This window comes from Halomonas sp. SL18_1 (assembly GCF_055755715.1).
In genome coordinates, this window is the sequence record NZ_JBVTRK010000001.1 from 2,565,224 (window position 1) to 2,586,094 (window position 20,871).

At 65.9% G+C, this 20,871-nt stretch carries 17 protein-coding genes and 3 pseudogenes; 9 read left to right on the plus strand and 11 right to left on the minus strand.

The features are described from left to right. Positions 1–84 precede the first annotated feature (84 nt). Positions 85–321 carry a DUF2789 domain-containing protein gene (locus tag ACSJDS_RS13120; protein ID WP_473033652.1) on the plus strand — a complete coding sequence of 79 codons (237 nt, stop codon included), beginning with the start codon at positions 85–87 and terminating at the stop codon, positions 319–321. A 204-nt stretch (positions 322–525) separates the two neighbouring features. After that, positions 526–1,185 carry an HDOD domain-containing protein gene (locus ACSJDS_RS13125; protein ID WP_473035031.1) on the plus strand — a complete coding sequence of 220 codons (660 nt, stop codon included), beginning with the start codon at positions 526–528 and terminating at the stop codon, positions 1,183–1,185. An 83-nt stretch (positions 1,186–1,268) separates the two neighbouring features. Here ACSJDS_RS13125 and ACSJDS_RS13130 read toward each other — a convergent pair whose 3' ends face one another. Beyond that, a complete protein-coding gene (locus tag ACSJDS_RS13130; RefSeq protein ID WP_473035108.1) occupies positions 1,269–1,430 on the minus strand; it encodes a hypothetical protein in 162 nt (53 codons plus the stop codon). On the opposite strand from ACSJDS_RS13130, the pseudogene ACSJDS_RS13135 reads away from it, so the two are divergent. Together ACSJDS_RS13135 and ACSJDS_RS13140 are read left to right on the plus strand one after the other, a co-directional pair. Beyond that, positions 1,431–1,733: pseudogene (locus tag ACSJDS_RS13135) on the plus strand (GGDEF domain-containing protein); the annotation flags it as partial. 47 nt (positions 1,734–1,780) lie between these two features. Next, a complete protein-coding gene (locus ACSJDS_RS13140) occupies positions 1,781–1,951 on the plus strand; it encodes a GGDEF domain-containing protein (protein ID WP_473035032.1) in 171 nt (56 codons plus the stop codon). Positions 1,952–1,986: 35 nt separating this feature from the next. Here the strand turns inward: ACSJDS_RS13140 and ACSJDS_RS13145 are convergent, their stop codons facing one another. The 10 genes from ACSJDS_RS13145 to ACSJDS_RS13190 form a co-directional block, all read right to left on the minus strand. Then, positions 1,987–2,400: a VTT domain-containing protein gene (locus tag ACSJDS_RS13145; protein WP_473033654.1), complete on the minus strand. Its 414-nt coding sequence runs from the start codon at positions 2,398–2,400 to the stop codon at positions 1,987–1,989. A gap of 333 nt (positions 2,401–2,733) precedes the next feature. Then, positions 2,734–2,898: a hypothetical protein gene (locus tag ACSJDS_RS13150; protein ID WP_473033656.1), complete on the minus strand. Its 165-nt coding sequence runs from the start codon at positions 2,896–2,898 to the stop codon at positions 2,734–2,736. A 74-nt stretch (positions 2,899–2,972) separates the two neighbouring features. Next, positions 2,973–3,383 (minus strand): SRPBCC family protein, encoded by a 411-nt coding sequence (locus tag ACSJDS_RS13155; RefSeq protein ID WP_473035033.1) that lies wholly within the window; start codon positions 3,381–3,383, stop codon positions 2,973–2,975. A gap of 207 nt (positions 3,384–3,590) precedes the next feature. Beyond that, a complete protein-coding gene (gene rpsA, locus ACSJDS_RS13160) occupies positions 3,591–5,267 on the minus strand; it encodes a 30S ribosomal protein S1 (protein WP_473033657.1) in 1,677 nt (558 codons plus the stop codon). 177 nt (positions 5,268–5,444) lie between these two features. Further along, complete coding sequence (gene cmk, locus ACSJDS_RS13165; RefSeq protein WP_473033659.1) at positions 5,445–6,143, minus strand: (d)CMP kinase; 699 nt, start codon at positions 6,141–6,143, stop codon at positions 5,445–5,447. After that, on the minus strand, positions 6,140–8,515 hold the full coding sequence (locus ACSJDS_RS13170; RefSeq protein ID WP_473033661.1) for a bifunctional prephenate dehydrogenase/3-phosphoshikimate 1-carboxyvinyltransferase: 2,376 nt from the start codon (positions 8,513–8,515) through the stop codon (positions 6,140–6,142). Before ACSJDS_RS13170 ends, cmk begins: the two co-directional genes overlap by 4 nt. 2 nt (positions 8,516–8,517) lie before the next feature. Then, a complete protein-coding gene (pheA, locus tag ACSJDS_RS13175; protein WP_473035034.1) occupies positions 8,518–9,594 on the minus strand; it encodes a prephenate dehydratase in 1,077 nt (358 codons plus the stop codon). 178 nt (positions 9,595–9,772) lie between these two features. Next, a complete protein-coding gene (gene serC, locus ACSJDS_RS13180; protein WP_473033662.1) occupies positions 9,773–10,858 on the minus strand; it encodes a 3-phosphoserine/phosphohydroxythreonine transaminase in 1,086 nt (361 codons plus the stop codon). Between the two features lie 177 nt (positions 10,859–11,035). Next, positions 11,036–13,750, minus strand: coding sequence for a DNA gyrase subunit A (gyrA, locus tag ACSJDS_RS13185; RefSeq protein WP_473033664.1), 2,715 nt, complete (start codon positions 13,748–13,750; stop codon positions 11,036–11,038). A 389-nt stretch (positions 13,751–14,139) separates the two neighbouring features. Beyond that, entirely contained in the window at positions 14,140–14,562 is a 423-nt protein-coding gene (locus tag ACSJDS_RS13190) for an acyl-CoA thioesterase (protein ID WP_473033665.1), read from the minus strand. A 172-nt stretch (positions 14,563–14,734) separates the two neighbouring features. Here ACSJDS_RS13190 and ACSJDS_RS13195 point away from each other — a divergent pair. The 5 genes and pseudogenes from ACSJDS_RS13195 to ACSJDS_RS13215 all read left to right on the plus strand — a co-directional run bounded on the left by ACSJDS_RS13195 (position 14,735) and on the right by ACSJDS_RS13215 (position 20,842). Continuing rightward, a pseudogene (locus tag ACSJDS_RS13195) lies at positions 14,735–15,666 on the plus strand (recombination-associated protein RdgC). 67 nt (positions 15,667–15,733) lie between these two features. After that, a pseudogene (locus tag ACSJDS_RS13200) lies at positions 15,734–16,857 on the plus strand (1-acyl-sn-glycerol-3-phosphate acyltransferase). An 18-nt stretch (positions 16,858–16,875) separates the two neighbouring features. Continuing rightward, positions 16,876–18,054, plus strand: coding sequence for a cation diffusion facilitator family transporter (locus ACSJDS_RS13205; RefSeq protein ID WP_473033666.1), 1,179 nt, complete (start codon positions 16,876–16,878; stop codon positions 18,052–18,054). 100 nt (positions 18,055–18,154) lie between these two features. Further along, positions 18,155–18,862: a transglutaminase-like cysteine peptidase gene (locus tag ACSJDS_RS13210; protein WP_473033667.1), complete on the plus strand. Its 708-nt coding sequence runs from the start codon at positions 18,155–18,157 to the stop codon at positions 18,860–18,862. A 60-nt stretch (positions 18,863–18,922) separates the two neighbouring features. After that, a complete protein-coding gene (locus ACSJDS_RS13215) occupies positions 18,923–20,842 on the plus strand; it encodes an EAL domain-containing protein (protein ID WP_473033668.1) in 1,920 nt (639 codons plus the stop codon). Positions 20,843–20,871 lie beyond the last annotated feature (29 nt).

The window sequence follows — 20,871 nt, forward strand, 5'->3', positions numbered from 1 at the left end:
AATGGTTTCATCGTTGAGGCCTCCTGAGCGCTCAGCCCGGCAAAGCGCTAGGGTGGGAGTAACGCAAGCAAAGGAGCCGTGGCCATGGAACACCCCGTACACCCTTTCACCGAACTCTTCGAACAGCTTGGGCTGCCCGCCGACGACGCCTCCATCAAGGCCTTCATCGAGCGGCATGCGCCGCTGCCCGACACCCTGCCGCTGCACGAGGCGCCGTTCTGGAATCAGGCCCAGTCGGAGTTTCTCCATGAGGCCCTGGAGGAGGACGCCGATTGGGCCGAAGTGGTCGACCACCTCGATGCATCACTGCGTAAAGGCTAAAGGGCGTGAGAAAAGGATGAACTCGCTGACAATTCGGTTATGATAATCACAAAAATTAAACCAACCGTTTTACTCGGGAGCTGTCATGCCGAACCATGCACCGTCGCATTCTATCGATGACGATAGCGGCCTGACGGCTCCTGATCTTCCCCACTTCCCGATGCGCTTCGCGACCGCCTGAGCCGCTGCAGCAAGCTTCCCAGCCTGCCGGCCGCGGCGGCCCAGGTGCTCAACCTGGCCCGCATGCCGGAGCCCCGCCTGGCCGACTTCGCCAAGGTCATCGAGCGGGACCCCGCCCTGACGCTGCGGCTGCTGTCGCTGGCCAATAGCGCCTTCTACGCCCGCAGCGGCGCGCAGGTCAGCACCTGCCTGGACGCCGTCTCACGCCTCGGCCTGGACGCCACCCTGGCAGCGGCCATGAGCTTCGGGCTGCCGAGCACCGGCAACCACTTCGCTCTGGACTACGACTACCTGTGGCAGCGCGCCATCATCGCCGCCTTGGCCGGCCAGCACCTGGCACAGCGGCTCAGCCCCGAGGATGCCGGCCGGGTCTTCACCACGGCGCTGATCCAGGATATCGGGATCATGGCCCTCGAAGCAGTGGACGGCGAGCGCTACAGCGGCGAGATGCCGGGCCTACGGGACCATCACGCCCTCTCCCTGGCCGAGCGCGAGCGCTATGGCTGCGACCACGCCCTGGTCGGCGCCTGGCTGGCCGCCAGCTGGGGAGTACCCGGCCACCTGGCGCAGGGTATTGCCGACAGTCACGGCCCGCTCGAGGAAAGCGATATCCCCGGCTCTGCCTGCGACTCTCCTGCCGCATCGCCGAGGCCTGGCTTGCGCCCGAGCCAGCCCGGGCCATGAGCGACCTGCTGCATCAGCTCGACACCCTCGACAGCCTGAACCCCGAGCTGCTGACAGGCGTACTGCAGCAGCTCCAGCAGCGGCTACCCTCCACCGCGCGGCTCTTCGAGATCACCTGCCCGCCGGACATCGACGCCATCACGCTGCTCACCGAGGCCAAGCAGCTGCTGTTCGAACAGAACCTCCGAATCAGCCGCCACCTGGCCGAACAGCGGCGCGAGCTCGAGGCCCTCAACGCCAGCCATGTGGCGCTGGACAAACGGACCCGCACCGACCCGCTGACCGGACTGGCCAATCGCAGCTGGCTAGAAAGGCTTCTCGACGTCCACTTCGATACCGCCCGGACCCATCAACAGCCGCTGAGCGTGATGTTCATCGACCTGGACCACTTCAAGCGCATCAACGACCGCCACGGGCACCGATTCGGGGATCGCGTCCTGATCCATTTCGCCGGTAGCCTGAAACGGATGGTGCGCGAAAGTGATATCGCCGGACGCTACGGCGGAGAAGAGTTTCTGGTGATCATGCCGCATACCCGTCGCCACCAGGCAGGCGTCCTCGCCGACCGGGTGCGCCAACATCTCGCGGAACGCCCCTGGCTCACGCCCAGGGCAAGCCGGTTCACGTCACCGCATCGATCGGTATCGCGGCGCTGGAAGACAGCGAGTTTGCCAGTGTCGAAGCGCTGGTCGACGCCGCCGACCAGGCCATGTACGGCATCAAGCACGGCGGCCGCAACGGCGTGGGGCTGTATCAGAGCAGCTGATCCTGCCACGCCACTGCGAACCCAGCGACTCCCGCCTACATCTCCCGGCCCTGCTCGACGCGGCGCCGCATCCAGGCGCCGATCAGCAGCAACAGGGTTAGCGCCACCAGCGGCATCACCACGTCGAGGCTCAGGGCGTCCTCCCGCTCCACCGCTTCCAGCGCACCGTGGATGGCACTGGCGTAGACGGCCCACTTGACCCCCAGCCCGATCACGGCGGCAATCACGAAGGTACGCAACGGCAGGCGCCGCAGCCCGGCGGCGTAGTTGATCACCGAGTGGGGAAATCCCGGGAGCACGCGCAGCGCGCACTGGGTGAGAAAATCGCTGCGCTTTTCCAGCATGCGCATGACTTTACGGGTCAGCCCCTTGGGGCTCCAGGCATCGCCAACGCGAGCGGCCAGATGGTAGGCGCCCAGGGCACCGCCTACGCTGCCGACAATCAGCATGGGTGTCGCCACGTGGGGGATAGAAGGGAGCGATCAGCCACAGCCCGATGCTCCCGGGCAGCCCGAACGCCAGGGTCACGGCCATGATCAAGATCACACCCATCACCGTCGCCGGATGGTGGGAGGCCTCTTCGGCCCAATGCTTGATAGCGGTAAGGTCCGGCGAGTGCCAGATCCACAGATAGCCGGCCATCAGGACACTGGCGCCAATGGCAACCCAGCGCCAACGCCAGCGTAGAGAGGTGTCTTGCTGCATCCGCTATCTCTTGCGTGCCAGTGGAAAGCGCCTATGGTGCCATGCGCCCGGGCCCGGGTCACGCAACGCCGACTGCTTCAGGCATCTAGCTCGCCGCTGGGAGGTGTTGTCGCCATCCCCTCCACGTCATGAGACGCCTCCTCCCCCAGGCGCGGCATCGCCGCGACCCGACGATCCACATAGTGAAGCAGGACCAGCTGGAGCCCCAGCGCGACCCAGCACCAGATCAATGCCTTAAGCATGCTCGATTCCTCGTATGAGGCCGGCGGCCTTCTGCCTGCAGTTTAGCCCTCCCCGACAAGGAAAAGTAGCGGAATCACAGGCGCGCCTCCACCCGGGCGAGAATCTCGCGGCTGACCTTGTTGACCAGCGGCTTGGCGGCACGCGTGACGGCCTTTTCCACCAGCCGATTGCGGATGGCGTAGGTGAGGGTGAGGGCCACCTTGGTGCCTTCTTCTACCGCGGTCAGACGATAGCAGCCCTGATTGTGAACACCGTCCAGCGACTCCCAGGCGAGAAGCTCCGGCGGCTGGGATTCGGTGATCTCCACATCGAACGTCCAGTCCATCCCTACCGCATGGACGTGCCAGCGATAGCGCTCCCCGCCCAGCGGTTCGATATCCCGAATCAGGTCCGAGTAGTCGACGAAGTCCTCGACCCGTTCCAGCAGGGCGAACACCCGCTCGGGAGGCGCCTTGAGGATAGCGCTGTGTTCGATGGTGGCCATGGCGTCCCTGTGCTCCTCGACGAAGAATTGATGCGTGTGCATACAAGTACACCAGATTGCAGGCCCGGTTTCGATCACCTCGCATCCGGCAATCGCCGACCTGCCGCATGACAAGCAGACGAAAACGCCGCCCCGGCTAGCCGGGACGGCGTTGTCAGCGTGGGACTGGCTGACGCAAGGCCGACGGCAGCGGCCTTGCAGGGCAGCTTAGTCCTGGCCCATCTGCTGCTTGATCAGGTCGCCGATGGTGGTCGGACCACCGCTCTCGACGCTCTCTTCACGCAGCTTCTTGAGGTTCTGACGGGTGTCGTCATGCTCCTTGGCCTTGATCGACAGGTTGATCTGACGATTCTTGCGATCGACACCGATGATGCGAGCCTCGACGCTGTCGCCTTCGCTCAGCACGTTGCGGGCGTCTTCGACGCGGTCGGCGCTGATCTCGGAGGCCTTGAGCACCGCGACCACGTCAGTGGCCAGCTCGACCTGCGCTTCCTTGGCATCGACCTCCACCACACGACCGGTGACGATGCTGCCCTTGTCGTTGACGGACAGGAACTCGGCGACCGGGTCGGTATCGAGCTGCTTGATGCCCAGGGAAATGCGCTCGCGCTCCGGGTCGATGGAGAGGATCACGGCCTCGGCCTCGTCGCCCTTCTTGAAGCGACGCACGGCTTCTTCGCCGGTCTCGGTCCAGGAGAGGTCGGAGAGGTGCACCAGGCCGTCGATACCGCCTTCCAGGCCGATGAAGATACCGAAGTCGGTGATCGACTTGATGGTACCGGACACCCGGTCGCCCTTGTTGTACTGGGCGTTGAAGGTTTCCCACGGATTGGCGGTGCACTGCTTGATACCCAGCGAGATGCGGCGACGCTCCTCGTCGATATCCAGCACCATGACGTCCACCTCATCGCCGATCTGCACGACCTTGGAGGGATGGATGTTCTTGTTGGTCCAGTCCATTTCGGAGACGTGAACCAGGCCCTCGACGCCCTCTTCCAGCTCGGCGAAGCAGCCGTAGTCGGTGAGGTTGGTGACGCGGGCGGTGACCACGGTGTTCTCGGGGTAGCGATCCTTGATGTTGACCCAGGGATCTTCGCCCAGCTGCTTGAGGCCCAGCGACACGCGGTTACGCTCGCGATCGAACTTCAGCACCTTGACGTTGATCTCATCGCCCACGGCCACGATCTCGGACGGATGCTTGATGCGCTTCCAGGCCATGTCGGTGATGTGCAGCAGGCCGTCGACGCCACCGAGGTCGACGAAGGCGCCGTAGTCGGTGAGGTTCTTGACGATACCCAGGATCTGCTGGCCTTCCTGCAGGGTAGCGAGCAGGGCTTCGCGCTCGGCGCTGTTCTCGGCCTCGAGCACGGCGCGGCGGGACACCACCACGTTATTGCGCTTGGGATCGAGCTTGATGACCTTGAAGTCGAGCTCTTTATGCTCCAGGTGCGTGGTATCGCGCACCGGGCGCACGTCGACCAGCGAACCCGGGAGGAAGGCGCGGATGGAGTCGATGTCGACGGTGAAGCCGCCCTTGACCTTGCCGTTGATCACGCCCTTGACGATCTCTTCCTTCTCGAAGGCCGCTTCCAGGACCTTCCAGGCTTCGGCGCGCTTGGCCTTCTCGCGAGACAGACGGGTCTCGCCGAAACCGTCCTCGACGGCTTCCAGGGCGACCTTGACTTCGTCGCCGACGCCAATGGTCAGTTCGCCATTGTCGTCGCGGAACTGCGCCGCGGGGATCTGCCCTTCGGACTTCAGGCCGGCATTGACGGTGACCCAGTCACCCTCGATGTCGACGACGGTAGCCAGAACAATGGCGCCCGGCTCCATGTTGATGTCCTGAAGTGACTGTTCAAACAGTTCAGCAAAGCTTTCGCTCATGATGTTCCTACGTGATCAACGGTGTTGAGGCGTCGCCGCCTTCTCCGCACCACCAGCGAGTGCGGGCCTTATGTGCCAAGCCCCGGGGATGTTAGCGCTGGTTGGACCTGGCCGGGCTTTCGGAAAGGGGTGCCCGACCATGCCATCACATCCTGACGGGAGCGCCGCAAGGGAGAGTCAGGTGTCGCGAGTGAGGCCGCGCTCGGCCAGCCACTCCGTCAACCGATCCACCACTTCCGGTATGCTCAGGCTCGTGGTGTCCAGCTCGAGGGCGTCATCGGCCGGTACGAGCGGGGCCACGCTGCGCTGCATGTCGCGTGCATCGCGTGCCTGAATCTCCTTTAAAAGACTCGATAGACTAGCATCCACCCCCGCTTCCTGCAACTGAAGGTGGCGTCGCCGGGCGCGTTCGGCGGCCGAGGCGGTGAGGAACACCTTGAGCGGGGCGTCCACGAACACCACAGTGCCCATATCGCGGCCGTCGGCCACCAGCCCCGGCGCCTGGCGGAAGTCTCGCTGGCGCTGCAGCAGCGCCTGGCGCACCGCCGTCAGCGCCGCCACTCGGGAGGCGGCGTCGCCGATCTGCTCGGTGCGAATCGCCGCGGTGGCGTCCTCGCCCTCCAGCTCGATACGGGTGCCATCCCCCTCGGCGACGAACACCACGTCCAGCTCGCGGGCCAGGCTCGCCAGGCCCGCCTCATCGTCCAGCGCCACCCCGTGCCGGTGGGCGGCCAGGGCGGTCAAGCGATACAGGGCGCCGCTGTCGAGCAGATGCCAACCCAGTCGTTCGGCGATCAACCGGCTGATGGTGCCCTTACCGGCCCCGCCGGGACCGTCGATGGCGAGCACCGGCGGCGCATCCTCGGCATGGGTCATGCGCCCTCCTCGCCCGCCGCCTCGGCCTCGGCATCAGGGAAGCGCTCTTCGCTAAGGCTCAGCCCCACCCGTCGGGCCAGATCGACGAAGCCGGGAAACGACGTCGCCACGTTGGCGCAGTCGTCGATGATGATCTCGTCGCTAGCACGCAGCGAGGCGATGGCGAAGGCCATGGCGATACGGTGGTCGCCCAGGCTGTCGATGCGCCCGCCGCCGTAGCTCGGCCCCTCGGCCTTGCCGCTGCCGACGATGTCGATGCCGTCGGCGAGCAGGGTGTGCTCGACGCCGATGGCGGCCAGGCCGTCGGCCATGGCCTGCAGGCGGTCGGACTCCTTGACCCGCAGCTCCTCGGCGCCGCGCAGCCGAGTGGTGCCCTCGGCGTTCGCCGCGGCGATGAACAGCGCCGGGAACTCGTCGATGGCCAGCGGTACCTGGGCCTCGTCGATATCGATCCCCTTGAGCGGCACATAGCGCACGCGGATATCGGCCACCGGCTCGCCGCCGACTTCGGCCTGATTCGAGAGTTCGAGGTCGGCGCCCATGGCCTTGAGGATATTGATCACGCCGATGCGGGTCGGATTGATGCCGACGTGCTCGAGGGTCAGGTCGGCCCCGGGGGTGATCGCCGCGGCCACTAGGAAGAAGGTGGCCGAAGAGATATCCGAGGGCACATCGATGGGAGCGGCGGTGAGCTTGCCGCCGCCGGACAGCCAGCAGGTGTCGCCGTCGCGCTCCACGGCGTAGCCGAATCCTTGCAGCATGCGCTCGGTGTGATCGCGGGTCGGCGCCGGCTCACGCACCCGGGTCTCGCCCTCGGCGTAGAGCCCAGCGAGCAGCAGGCAGGATTTCACCTGAGCGCTGGCCATGGGCATGTCATAGGTGATGCCCTTGAGCGCCTTGCCGCCATGGATGTGGAGCGGCGGGCGGCCACCCTCGGCGGTGTCGATCTCGGCGCCCATCAGGCGCAGCGGATCGGCTACCCGGCCCATGGGGCGCTTGGTCAGGGAGGCGTCGCCGGTGAGTTCGGTATCGAAGGCCTGGCCGGCCAGCAGGCCGGCGAACAGGCGCATGGCGGTACCGGCATTGCCCACGTAGAGCGGCCCGGCCGGCGCCTGGAGGCCGTGCATGCCCACTCCATGGATGGTCACCCGCCCCTGATGGGGACCCTCGATGGCCACGCCCATCTCCCGGAAGGCCTGCAGGGTGGCCAGGCTGTCCTCGCCTTCCAGGAAGCCTTTCACCTCGGTGACGCCCTCGGCCAGGGCGCCGAGCATGATGGAGCGGTGAGAGATCGACTTGTCGCCGGGCACGCGAATGCGGCCGGCCACGCTGCCACCGGGACCCGCCCGGAAGCGCAGATTGCCTCGTTGTTGCATCTTATATTCCGCCTGATAGCTGGTCTGGTTCAGGAGAGTATCGAAATAGTGGCGCGCATGGCTCGCACGATCGAAGGTCGCCAGCATGGCATCGCCGTCGCCCGCCTCCACGGCGCGGCGAAGTCGGGCCACCCCGACCTCGAAGTCGTCCAGGGAGGCGAGCACGGCGTCGCGGTTGGCGATGAAGATATCGCGCCACATCACCGGATCGCTGCCGGCGATGCGGGTGAAGTCGCGAAAGCCTCCGGCGGCGTAGCGGAAGATCTCCAGCCGCTCGTCCTGGCGCGCCAGGGTGTCCACCAGGGAGAAGGCCAGCAGGTGCGGCAGATGGCTCGTGCGGGCCAGCACCTGGTCGTGGCGCTCGACCTCCATCTCCAGCACCTCGGCGCCGCAGGCCGCCCACAGCGCCCGCACCCGGGCCACGGCCACGGGATCGGTCTCGGCGCCAGGGGTCAGGATCACCTTGTGGTTGACGTAGAGCCGCGGGTTCGAGGCCGCCACGCCGCTCTTTTCGGAGCCGGCGATGGGATGCCCCAGCACCAGGTTGGGCGGCCGCCGACCGAAGACTCGCCGTGCGCAGTCGCGAATGGCGCCCTTGGTGCTGCCCACGTCGGTGATCACCACCCGCCCATGGGCCGATGCCAGGCTGTCGGCCAGCTCGCGCATCACCGGCTCCATGGCCAGCACCGGCACCGCCAACACGATCAGCGTGGCATCTTGCACCAGCGGTGCCAGCCGGGTGCCGCCGCGGTCGATCAGCCCCATCTCGATGCCGCGGGCGATCTCGTCGGCATCCGGGTCGCAGGCGACGATCTCCGCTCTCTTCACCGGCCCGCCCCCGCCGGTCGGTCCGACGCCGCCGGCAGCATCGCTGTCGCAACGCCCGTAGCCGCTCGCCCGAAGGGCGGCGGCCAGCGAGCCACCGATCAGCCCCAGGCCGACGATCAGGATCCGCGACTCCTCCACCCGACACGCCCCGTCCAACGCTTGCCGCATGTCTAGAGCACGCCCATGGGGTAGGAGCCCAGCACCTTGAGCTCGGCGGCGCGCAGGCGCACCTCCTCCAGTACGGCGGCGACCCGCGGCTCGTCTACGTGCCCCTTGAAATCGATGAAGAAGACGTAGTTCCACACGCCGCTGCGCGACGGCCGCGACTCCAGGCGAGTCAGATCGATCTGATGGCGGTGGAAGGGCTCCAGCAGGTCGTGCAGTGCACCCGGCTGGTTGCGCATGGCCACCACCACCGAGGTCTTGTCCTCGCCGGAAAGCGGTACGTGCTGGCTGCCAATGATCAGAAAGCGCGTGGAGTTGTCGGGGCGGTCCTCGATCTTCTCGGCGATCTTCTCCAGCTCGTAGAGCTTGGCCGCCATGTCGCCAGCGATGGCGGCACTGTGCCACTCGCCCTTGATCATCTTAGCGGCTTCGGCGTTGGACGACACCGGCACCCGCTCGGCTCGGGGGTAGTGGGCATCGAGCCACTTGCGGCACTGGGCGAAGGACTGCGGGTGGGAGTAGATCCGCGAGACCTTGTCGCGGCGCGTGGTGTCGGCCACCAGCAGGTGATGGTGAATGCGCAACACCACCTCGCCGCAGATACGGATGGAGGAGTCCATGAAGGAGTCCAGGGTGTGACTGATGACACCCTCGGTGGAGTTCTCCACCGGCACGACGCCGTAGTTGACGGCGCCCGCCTCCACCTCGCGGAACACCTCGTCGATGGCCGCCATGGGCAGGCTCACCGCACTTTCACCGAAGTGCTTGAGCGCGGCCTGCTGGGTAAAGGTGCCCTCCGGGCCCAGGTAGGCCACCTTGATGGGCTGCTCCAGCGCCAGGCAGGCGGACATGATCTCGCGGAACAGGCGCGCCATCTCCTCGCTGTCCAACGGACCGGCGTTGAGCTCCATGATGCGGCGCAGCACCTGGGCTTCACGCTCGGGGCGGTAGAAGACCGCGCCCGGATCGGTCTTGGTCTTCACCTCGGCGACCTGCTTGGCGCAGTCCGCCCGGGCACTGATCAGCCTAAGGATCTCGTTGTCCAGGCTGTCGATGCGCTCGCGCAGCGCATCCAGATCGATGGGGGTTCACTCATGGGCGCTTCCCTGAATTGTTGATGACCGTAAGCCGTAAGCCGTAAGCCGTAAGCCGTAAGCCGTAAGCCGTAAGCCGTAAGCCGAGATGCTACTACCAGCCCCGTCGCTGGCAACGGTTTTCTCTTACAGCTAAAAGCTTACAGCTTATAGCTCCCCGAAGGGGTCAACCGTGACGCCGCTCGAAGTCGGCCATGAAGGCGATCAGAGCGTCGACACCCGCTTCCGGAACGGCGTTGTAGAGACTGGCCCGCATGCCGCCCACGCTGCGATGCCCCTTCAGATTGAGCAGCCCGGCCGCCTCGGCCTCGGCGAGAAACGGCTTGTCCAGGCGCGCGTCGGCGAGCACGAAGGGCACGTTCATCCGCGAGCGGTTGCGCTCGGCGATGGGGTTCGAATAGAGCTCGCTGGCGTCGATGGCCGCGTAGAGTTTGGCGGCCTTGCGGGCATTGATGACGTCCATGGCGGCCAGGCCGCCAATATCCTGCTTGAGCCACTGGAAGACCAGCCCCGCCAGGTACCAGGCAAAGGTGGGCGGCGTATTGACCATGGAGCCGGCATCGGCCAGGCCGCGGTAGTCGAACAGGCTCGGAATGGCATTCCCCGCCCGGTCGAGCAGATCCTCGCGCACGACCACTAGGGTCAGGCCCGCCGGGCCGATGTTCTTCTGGGCGCCGGCATAGAGGATGCCGAACTTCGACACATCCAGCGGCCCGGAGAGAATCGACGAGGACATATCGCAGACCAGGGGCGCGCCAACCTCGGGAATGTAGTCAAACTCGAGCCCGCCGATGGTCTCGTTGGCGGTGTAGTGCAGGTAAGCAGCGTCGTCGGACAGGGCGATCTGCGACGGCTCGGGCACCCGGGTATGGCCGCTAGGTTCGCTGGAACCCGCCAGGTGCACCGGAAAGCCCAGGCGCTCGGCCTCGGCCAGGGCCTTCTTTCCCCAGATACCGGTATAAACAAAATTGGCGCGTCCGCCCCGCCCCAGCAGGTTCATGGGCACCATGGCGAACTGCAGGCTGGCGCCGCCTTGAAGAAAGAGCACCCTGTAGTTGGCCGGAATGGCCAGCAGCTCGCGCAGGTCGCGCTCGGCCTGCTCGGCGATGGCGACGAACTCGGGGCTGCGATGGCTCATTTCCATCACCGAGAGTCCGCGCCCCTGGTAGTCGAGCATCTCCTCGCGAGCCCGCTCCAGCACCGGCGCGGGAAGCGCCGCGGGGCCGGCGCAGAAGTTATAGTGGCGTGTCATCAGCGTGGTGTTCCGTTTTTCTCATGTCTCGTGACCAAGCGGGATGAGCGCCGGGGACAAGCCGTAGCGAGGGTCTTTTGCCATGGATGGCAAAAGTAGCGCCCAGGGATGGGTTCACAGCGCCCTCGCGAGGCTTGTCGCCGGAACAGCTCATCGCTTTCCGGGCTTGAAGCGCGATTACTCGCCGTTTCGCGGCTCGCTTTCTTCCGGGCCCTGCCCTTCCTGCTGCTCACCCTCGAGCTCGTTCTCGACGCCGCTTTCCGGCTCATCCTCTAGCTCGCTCTCAGGCTCGTCGATGCGCACGGTCTTGACCAGCTTCTCGTCGTTGCCCAGGCGAATCAGCATGACGCCCTGGGTGTTGCGCGAGGTGATCGAGACCTCATCGACTCGGGTACGCACCAGAGTGCCGCGGTCGGTGATCAGCATCATTTCGTCGGTGGAGTAGACCTGCATGGCGGCCACCAGCGAGCCGTTGCGCTCGCTGGTCTGCATGGCGATGACCCCCTGGCCGCCGCGACCGCGAAGCGGGAACTCCTCGAGCCGGCTTCGCTTGCCGTAACCGTTTTCGCTGGCGGTGAGAATATAGATCTGCCCGCCGTTGCCGTTCTCGCGGGGCTCGCCGTTTTCATCCTCGGTTTCCAGGTCGGCGTTGGCGTCGATCTGCTGGCTCTGAGGAATGATCAGACTGATCACCTCGGCATTATCCTGCAGGCGCATGCCGCGCACCCCTCGAGCGGTGCGGCCCATGGCGCGCACGTTGCCCTCCTCGAAGCGGATCGCCTTGCCGTTGGAGGAGAGCAGCATGGCGTGGTCGCTACCCGAGGTGATGGCGGCCCCCACCAGGCGATCGCCCTCCTCCAGGTCGATGGCGATCAGGCCCACGCTGCGCGGCCGGGAGAACTGATCCAGGCTGGTGCGCTTGACGGTGCCCTTGGCGGTGGCGAAGAAGATGTAGCTCTCGGCGCAGTAGTCGCGCACCGGCAGGATGGCGTTGATCGCCTCGCCCTCCTCCAGCGGCAGCAGGTTGACCAGCGGCTTGCCACGGGAGCCACGGCTGGCCGCCGGCATCTCGTAGACCTTGAGCCAGTAGACCTTGCCGCGATTGGAGAACAGCAGCACGGTGTCGTGGGTGGAGGCCACCAGCAGGTGCTCGATGACGTCCTCGTCCTTCATGGCGGTGGCCGACTTGCCGCGACCACCCCGGCGCTGGGCCTGGTAGTCCGAAAGCGGCTGGGTCTTGGCGTAGCCGGAGCGGGACACGGTGACCACCATGTCCTCCTCGGCGATCAGGTCCTCGATGGAGAGGTCGAGATGGCTGGCCTGGATCTCGGTGCGCCGGGGATCGCCAAACTGGTCGCGAACCGCGTTCAGCTCTTCACGAATCACCTCGAGCAGCCGCTCGCTGGAGGCCAGTATCGCCATCAGCTCGGCGATCTTCTCGAGAATGCCCAGGTACTCGTTGAGAAGTTTCTCGGTCTCAAGGCCCGTCAGGCGGTGCAGGCGCAGCTCGAGGATCGACTGGGCCTGGGCCGGCGAGAGCCGATACTCGGTGCCAGTCGGGCTGAGGCCGAAGCCCTCCGGGAGGTCCTCCGGCTTGCAGGAGGTGGCGCCGGCACGTTCCAGCATCCCGGTGACCTGCCCTGGCTGCCAGGTCCGGGCCAGCAGTTTCTCCTTGGCCTCGGCGGCACTCGGCGAGGCCTTGATCAGCTCGATCACCTCGTCGATATTGGAGATCGCCACCGCCAGCCCCTCGAGGATGTGGCCGCGCTCGCGGGCCTTCTTCAGCTCGAACAGGGTGCGACGGGTGACCACCTCGCGGCGATGACGGATGAAGGCCTCGAGCACCTCCTTGAGGTTGAGGATCTTCGGCTGGCCGTCTTCCAGGGCCACCATGTTGATGCCGAAGACGTTCTGCAGCTGGGTCTGGGCGAAGAGGTTGTTGACCACGACCTCGCCGGACTCGCCGCGCTTGACCTCGATCACCACCCGCAGGCCGTCCTTGTCGGACTCGTCGCGCAGTTCGGCGATGCCCTCGACCTTCTTGTCCTTGACCAGCTCGGCAATCTTCTCGATCAGCCGCGCCTTGTTCACCTGGTAGGGCAGCTCGGTGACGATGATATGGTCACGCCCGCTCTTGTCATCGTGCTCGATGGTGTGGCGAGCGCGCACGTAGATGCGTCCGCGGCCGGTGCGATAGGCCTCGAGGATGCCGGCACGGCCGTTGATGATCGCCCCGGTGGGGAAGTCGGGCCCCGGGACATACTCCATGAGCTGATCGACCGACAGGGTGTAGTCGTCGATCAGCGCCAGGCAGGCGTCGATCACCTCGCCCATGTTATGGGGCGGGATATTGGTGGCCATGCCCACGGCGATGCCCGAGGAGCCGTTGATCAGCAGATTCGGCACCTTGGTGGGCAGCACATCGGGGATGCGCTCGGTACCGTCGTAGTTGTCGACCCAGTCGACGGTGTCCTTCTCCAGGTCGGCGAGCAGCTCGTGGGCGAGGCGTGCCATGCGCACCTCGGTGTAACGCATGGCGGCGGCGCTGTCGCCGTCGATGGAGCCGAAGTTGCCCTGGCCATCCACCAGCACATGACGCATGGAGAAGTGCTGGGCCATGCGCACGATGGTGTCGTAGACGGCGCTGTCGCCGTGGGGATGGTACTTACCGATGACATCGCCCACCACGCGGGCCGACTTCTTGTACGGCTTGTTCCAGTCGTTACCGAGCTCGTGCATGGCAAATAGCACGCGCCGGTGCACCGGCTTCAAGCCGTCGCGCACGTCCGGCAGCGCGCGGCCGATGATCACGCTCATCGCGTAATCGAGGTACGACTGCTTGAGCTCGTCCTCGATGTTGACTGGCAGAATCTCTCTGGCGATGTCACCCATGGGTCGTCGAATCCTTTGCACTGCAGCAGGTTGGCACGCCGCCGAGCCATCTAAGGGGCGCGCCATAACAGCCTGCCATCATACCACTCTGCTCAGCACAAAGGCAGCGCAGGGAGCGCTCGCCCAGGGCAATCGCACGACAAGAACGACTCTCGTCATAGGGCGATTCCTACCGTGGGAGGCCGCTTCAGCGGGCGAAGCAGCGCGTCGTGCTGCCAGAGAATGGGCGCCTGTCGGCGCCTTCGCGCGGCAAAGCCGCCCTCCCACCTGCCATCCCTTGCCAATCAGAAGCCACCCGATGAGAAAACATTGCATCATGCAATCGCCCTAAGCGCTCACCGCCGTCGCATGACGACGGCGCGCCGGCTGACCGGCATTAGCGGTGAGCCTCAGTCCGCCAGCACCAGGGGCGCCAGGGCATCACGCAGCTCCCCTTCGATGGCCAGCGAGCGGTTGGCCTTGACGTCGAGCAGCACGAAGGTGAGGTCGGCGTCGGCCACCACCGCCCCGTCATCGACACGGCGAATCTCCTGATGCATGCGGGCGCTGCGCGTACCCAGCTCGGCCAACCGGGTCACCACCTCTAGATCGTCGCCGGCCACGGCGGCAAGCCGGTAGTTGATATTGAGGTTGACCGCCACGAAGGCGGGATTGCCGCTGGCAAACCGCCGGGCGACATCGGGGCGGTCATCGAAATACCCCCAGCGCCCCTCCTCGAGAAACTCCAGGTAGCGAGCGTTGTTGACATGACCGTAGCCGTCCAGGTGGTAGCCGCGCACGCGCAGGGTGGCGCGGGAGAGTCGTGAATCCATCGAACAAGCTCCTTGCAGGGGAAAGGACCGATTCTAGGCCCAGCCCCGACACACTTTCAAACAGCAGTTTGAATCCATGCGATAACGTTCAACACTTCTGCCGTGGCCCGCGCACTGGTACAGCCGCCCCCGTTCGCCATAATATGCCTCCTTTTCATTCTGGGAATGCGCCATGTGGTTCAAGCACTTGCATCTTTACCGCCTGCACGGCTCAACGGCGATCCCGGCTGCCGACCTGGAAGCGGCCCTGGCCGAGCAGGCCGCCCGCCAGCCGGGCGGTAGCGAAGCGAGGCGTCTGGGCTGGTGCCCCCCGCCGGCCGTGCCGGCACGGCGCTGCTGCACGAGCTTCAGGGCCAGCGGCTGATGACCCTCCTGCGCCAGGAGCGAATGCTGCCGGCCAGCGTGGTTCGCGAGGAGGTCGAGGAGCGTGCCAGCGACATCGAGGCCCGCGAGGGCCGCAAGCTGCGTCGCCAGGAGAAGCAGGAGATCAAGGAACAAGTCTATGAGGAGCTGCTCCCCCGCGCCTTCATTCGCCGCCAGAAGGTCGACCTGTGGTGGGACACCCGCCGCAGCCTGATCGCGGTGAACACCAGCTCCCGCAAGCGCGCCGAGGAAGCCCTGGATCTGCTGCGCGAGACGCTGGGCAGCCTGAAGGTAACGCCGCTGGCCACCCGAGCCCTGCCGATGCGGGCCATGACCCAGTGGCTAGCGGATGAGCAGACCCGCCCTGCCGATCTGCTGCTCGGCGATCAGGTCGAGCTCAAGGCCAAGGGCGACGACGGCGTACTGCGCGCACGCCAGGTGGACCTGGACAGCGACGAGATCCAGCAGCTGCTGTCCGCAGGCCGTCAGGCCAGTCGCATGGCGCTGGAGCGGGAGGGCCAGCTAAGCTTCGTCCTGCACGACGACCTGGCGCTGAAATCGCTGCGGTTCAATGACGCACTGATCGACGAGGCCGGCGAAATCGAGGACGATGGAGACGCCATCGTGCGCCTGGAGGCCGACTTCATGCTCATGACCCAGGCTCTGGCCGAGCTGATCGAGCGACTGATAGAGTGGCTCGACGGCGAAGCCGAGAACAGTCCGACGCAGGGCGTCGCATGACTCACCCAGGCCGACAAGACGCAACAATGAACGACGCGACTCCCCCGCGCAGGATCCCTGGGCCGACATCCGCCCCTATCACGACGACGAAGTCGCCGCGGTGCTGACACGCCTGGCCGGCAATCGGGAGCTGCTGGACGCCCTGACCCGCTACCGTCTGCCGCGACTGAGCCGGCTGCTGCCCGGCCTGGCCCGAGCCATCGCCGCTTTCGCCATTCGCCGGGAAACCCGCGGCGTGGCCAGCGTGCACGACTTCCAGATGCGCGTCGCCTACTACATGGAGCGCATGATTCGTACCTCCACCGCCGACTTTCGGGTCGACGGCCTGGAGCACCTGGCGCCGGATACCGCCTATTTGTTCATCGGCAACCATCGCGACATCGCCCTGGACCCGGCCTTCGTCAACTTCGCCCTGCACCAGGCGGGGCGCGACACGGTGCGCATTGCCATCGGCGACAACCTGCTCAAGAAGCCCTACGTCACCGACCTGATGCGGCTCAACAAGAGCTTCATCGTGCCCCGGGCCCTGCGTGGCAAGCGCGCCATGCTGGCCGCCTACCAGACGCTCTCCGACTATATCCGCCACTCCATCACCGCCGACAACCACTCCATCTGGATGGCCCAGCGGGAGGGGCGCGCCAAGGACGGGATCGACCGCACCGACCCTGCCATCATCAAGATGCTGACCATGGCGCGCCGTCGTGAGGATCGCCAGGCCCCCATCGGCGACGCCATCGCCGAGCTGAGGCTGGTGCCGGTATCGGTCAGCTACGAGTACGACCCCTGCGACCTGCAGAAGGCCCGCGAGCTGCACGCCGTGCACACCGCTGGTCGCTACGACAAGGGGGAGTTCGAGGATATTCTCTCCATCGTTACCGGCATTACCGGCCACAAGGGGCGCGTGCAGCTGCGCTTCGGCGAGCCGCTGGGCCCCGGCTTCGATACGCCCGAAGCCGTCGCGGCAGAGATCGACCGCCAGGTCATCTCGGGCTATCGCCTCTTCCCCAGTCACTATCTGGCGCTGGAGGCCCTCGGCGACGCCCCCGAGCTGCTGGATATGCAGGAGGTGACCGAGGCCGATCGCGCCCGCTTCCAGGCACGTCTGCACGAGATTCCCCGGCGCTACGCGAATGGTGGCTGGCCCAGTATGCCAATCCGGTTCGCCATCGTGCCGGAATGATCGACAGCTGACCGCGGAGGGCGAGCGCCATGGGGCACACCCCCTCGCACCATTCACCGGACCAGGGCGCCCAGACCCGCGAGGCCCACAAGGTCACGCTGATCGGCGCCGCGGTGGACTTCCTGCTCGGCCTGATGAAGCTCATCACCGGCTGGCTGGTTGGCTCGGCGGCGCTGATCGCCGACGGTATCCACTCCTTTTCCGACCTGGTGACCGACGGCTTCGTGCTGGCCGCCACCCACTTCGGTCGCCAGGCTCCCGATAGCAATCACCCCTACGGTCACGGCCGCATCGAGACCCTGGCGACGCTGTGGCTGGGCAGCGTGCTGATCTTCGTCGCCGGCGGCATCGCCTGGGCGAGCCTCGTGCGTCTGATCGGCGGCGAACCGATTGCCGCACCCGGCCTCTGGGCCATCGGTGTCGCGATTCTCGCTCTGCTCGCCAAGGAGTGGATCTTCCGCTATACGATGCGCGTGGCCAGGCGAGTCAACTCCAGGCTGCTGGAGGCCAACGCCTGGCACTCTCGCTCCGACGCGCTCTCCACGGTGGTGGTGCTGGTGGGCCTGGTGGCCGCCCAGTTAGGAGCCGGCTGGGTCGACGCGGCGGCCGCCATCATCGTTGGCGTCATGGTCGGCCGAGTGGGATGGCGGCTGCTGTGGGAGTCCAGTCAGGAACTGATCGATACGGCGCTGCCGGCGACAGAGCGCGAGGCCATGCAGACCCTGGCGGAGACCGTGCCCGGCGTGCAGGGCGTGCATGACCTGCGAACCCGATCGCTGGGCAGCCAGGCGGTGCTCGATCTGCATATCGTGGTAGCCCCTCGACTCACGGTGTCGGAGGCCCATGAGATCGGCAACGAAGTCAGCCGACGCCTGCGCGAGGACAATCCCGCCCTGGCCGATGTCACCTTCCATATCGACCCCGAGGACGACGCCGGGGAGACCGAGCACAGCCTGCGCCCCGGCCTGCCCCTGCGCCGCGATGTAGAAGGGGTGCTAGACAGGGTGTGGTCATCCAGCGCCGTTTGGCAGAGTCGGGTAGCGCTGGACCTGCACTACCTCGACAACCAGGTCGATGTCTCCGTCTATGTCAATGCCCTGCCCGCCGGTCAGAGCCTGGAGGCTGCCGCCAGGGAGCTGCGTGACGCCTCCCGGGAACTGACCTGGCTCGGTCGTCTGCGGGTCTGGCAAGGGCCGGGGAAAGGCTGAACGTGAACTGATGCCAACGACTGGGGTCCCTGGTACCGGTAGCAACGCCGGCACCCGCCTCCTACACTTGAGCAAGTGCTCATTCATCCTGCGACACTTCATGCGACAGCCCATCACCTCCCATCGCTGCCACACCGGACGCCGCCGCTTTCTGGTGGGCCTGGGAGCGCTTGTGCTGACGGCGGGCCTGGGGCTGACGTCCGCCCCGCTCGAGGCCGGCATCAACCGCGCCCGGCTGCGCGACAGCATGCGCCAGATGCACGGGCCGCAAGGGGTCCAGGCGCTGGAGGATTGGTTCGACCTGCTCGACCAGCTTCGCCACAGCGACCTCGAAACACAGCTTCGCAGTGTCAACGATTTCTTCAATCGTCGGATACGCTGGGTGGACGACATCGACAACTGGGGGCAAGAGGACTTCTGGGCGACACCGCTGGAAACCCTGGGCCAGGGTCAGGGCGACTGCGAGGACTATTCGATCGCCAAGTATATCTCCCTCAAGGAGCTGGGCGTCCCGGGAGATCGGCTGCGGCTGATCTATGTCAGGGCCCGGATCGGTCGCAGCCAGATCGTGCAGGCCCACATGGTGCTGGGCTACTACCAGACCCCCGCCGCCGAGCCGCGCATCCTCGACAACCTGGTGCCCTCGATCACGCCGGCCTCGCAGCGCACCGACCTGGACCCGGTCTTCAGTTTCAACAGCGAAGGGCTCTGGGCAGGCGGCTCGACCCAATCCAGGGCCGACCCGCTGGCACGTCTGTCGCGCTGGCGCAGCGTCGTCGGCCGCATGCAAGAACAAGGATTTATCTGAGCCGCCACAACAACACGCGACCACGCGACAAGGGACCTAACGCCCGCAGGGGGAGACAAGATGTCACTGATCAAGCAGCTCTGGTTGACCATCGTGGCACTGCTGATACTGGCCTTCGTTGGCAGTCTGTTCGTCAGTATCAGCAGCAGCCGGCACTATATCGAGCAGGAAGTCCGCATCAAGAATAGCGATAACGCCAACGCCCTGGCGCTGTCCATGAGCCAGCTGGAAAAGGACCCGGTGATTCTCGAGCTGCTACTGGCTGCCCAGTTCGATACCGGCCACTATCGGCGCATCGAGCTGCGCGACCCCGAGGGCCAAGTCATCGAACGGCGCGTCGGCAACGAGGCCATCGACGAGGTCCCCGGCTGGTTCGTGAACCTGGTGCGATTCGACGTGCCACCGGGGCGCGCCGTGGTCCAGGATGGCTGGCGTCAGTACGGCACCCTGATTCTCGAGAGTCACCACAGCTTTGCCTACCATTCGCTGTGGCGCAGCAGCCTGACGCTTGCCGGCTGGTTTGCCGTTGCCGCCGCCATCAGCCTGCTGCTGGCCGCCTGGATCGTGCGCACCATCCGCCAGCCGCTACGCAACGTAGTGAATCAGGCCCAGGCCATCGGCGAGCAGCGCTTCGTCACCTCGCCAGAACCGAGAACCCGTGAGCTACGCGAGCTGGTCAAGGCCATGAACCGCCTCTCGGAAAGCGTGCGCACCATGCTGGGCAGGGAGAGCGAGAAGCTCGACCAGCTCAGGCGCCGCCTGCAGCACGACCCGGTGACCGACACCCTGGCCCGCGCCCCCTTACTGGAGCGTCTCGAGTCAAGCCTGGCCAGCGACAGCCACGATGCCAGCGGCACCCTGGCCATGATTCGCGTCGGCAATCTGAGCGAGGTGAATCAGCAGCTCGGCCACCAGAAAACCGATGCCCTGCTGGTCGAGCTAGCACGCCGCCTCAAGCAGCTCAGCCTGATGAACGGCGATGGCCGGGTAGGCCGTCTCAACGGCAGCGACTTCGCTCTACTGATTCCCCGCGCCCACGACCTGAAAAGGCTGGGGGACGAGCTGACCGAGCACCTCGAAGCGCTTGTCAACCAGTCTGGCGCCTCTCTGACGCTACCCTCGGCGCTGACAGAATACGCCCAGGGCAAGAGTCGCGAAGGTTTGCTGGCAAGCCTCGACGGGGCCCTAGCCGCCGCCGAGAACCAGGGCGTTGTCGGCCAGGTCATCGTGGAATCCCCCGATCAGGAAGCCCTATTCACCACCCATGACGAGTGGCGGCATGCCTTGGAAGACGCCCTGAAGCAAGGCGTCTATCTCGCCCACTTCCCGGTCCTGGACACCGAGGGCAAGCTGCTCCACTACGAGGCCCCCACGCGCCTCAAGCTAAAGGGCGAGTGGCGACCGGCCGGGGTCTTCCTGCCGTGGATTTCGCGCCTGGAGATGGCCACCCAGCTGGATCTCGCCGCGGTGGCGGCAGCGCTAGACGACACGGCGATAAGCGGCAAGCCCGTTGGCATCAACCTTTCCCCGCGCTCACTGCGCGACGGGCGATTCGTCAGCGAACTGATCGCCACGCTTCGCGCCCACCCGCAGGAAGCCGCACGGCTGTGGCTGGAGCTGCCGGAAGCAGTCGCTATCCACAATCCCGAAGGGTTCAGCAGCCTGTGTCGTGAAGTACGGACGCTGGGATGCCAGATGGGCCTGGAGCACGCCACCAGCCAGTTCGGGCAGATCGAGGGGCTGCAGCACCTCGGGCTGAGCTATCTGAAAACCGACGCCTCGTTAAGCAAGGGCATCGCAGAGAATCAGGAGCATCAGAGCCTGCTGCGAGGCGTGTCGACCCTGGCCCACTCGCTGGGTATCACAGTCATTGCCGAGGGGGTGGAGACTCAAACGGCAGCCCGCACGCTGTTCGAACTCGGCATGGACGGGGTGACCGGCCCGGGAGTTCGCCAGAACGGCAGCGAGCGCAAGGACTGACGACCTGCAGGCAAGGCGGTGCGTGGATC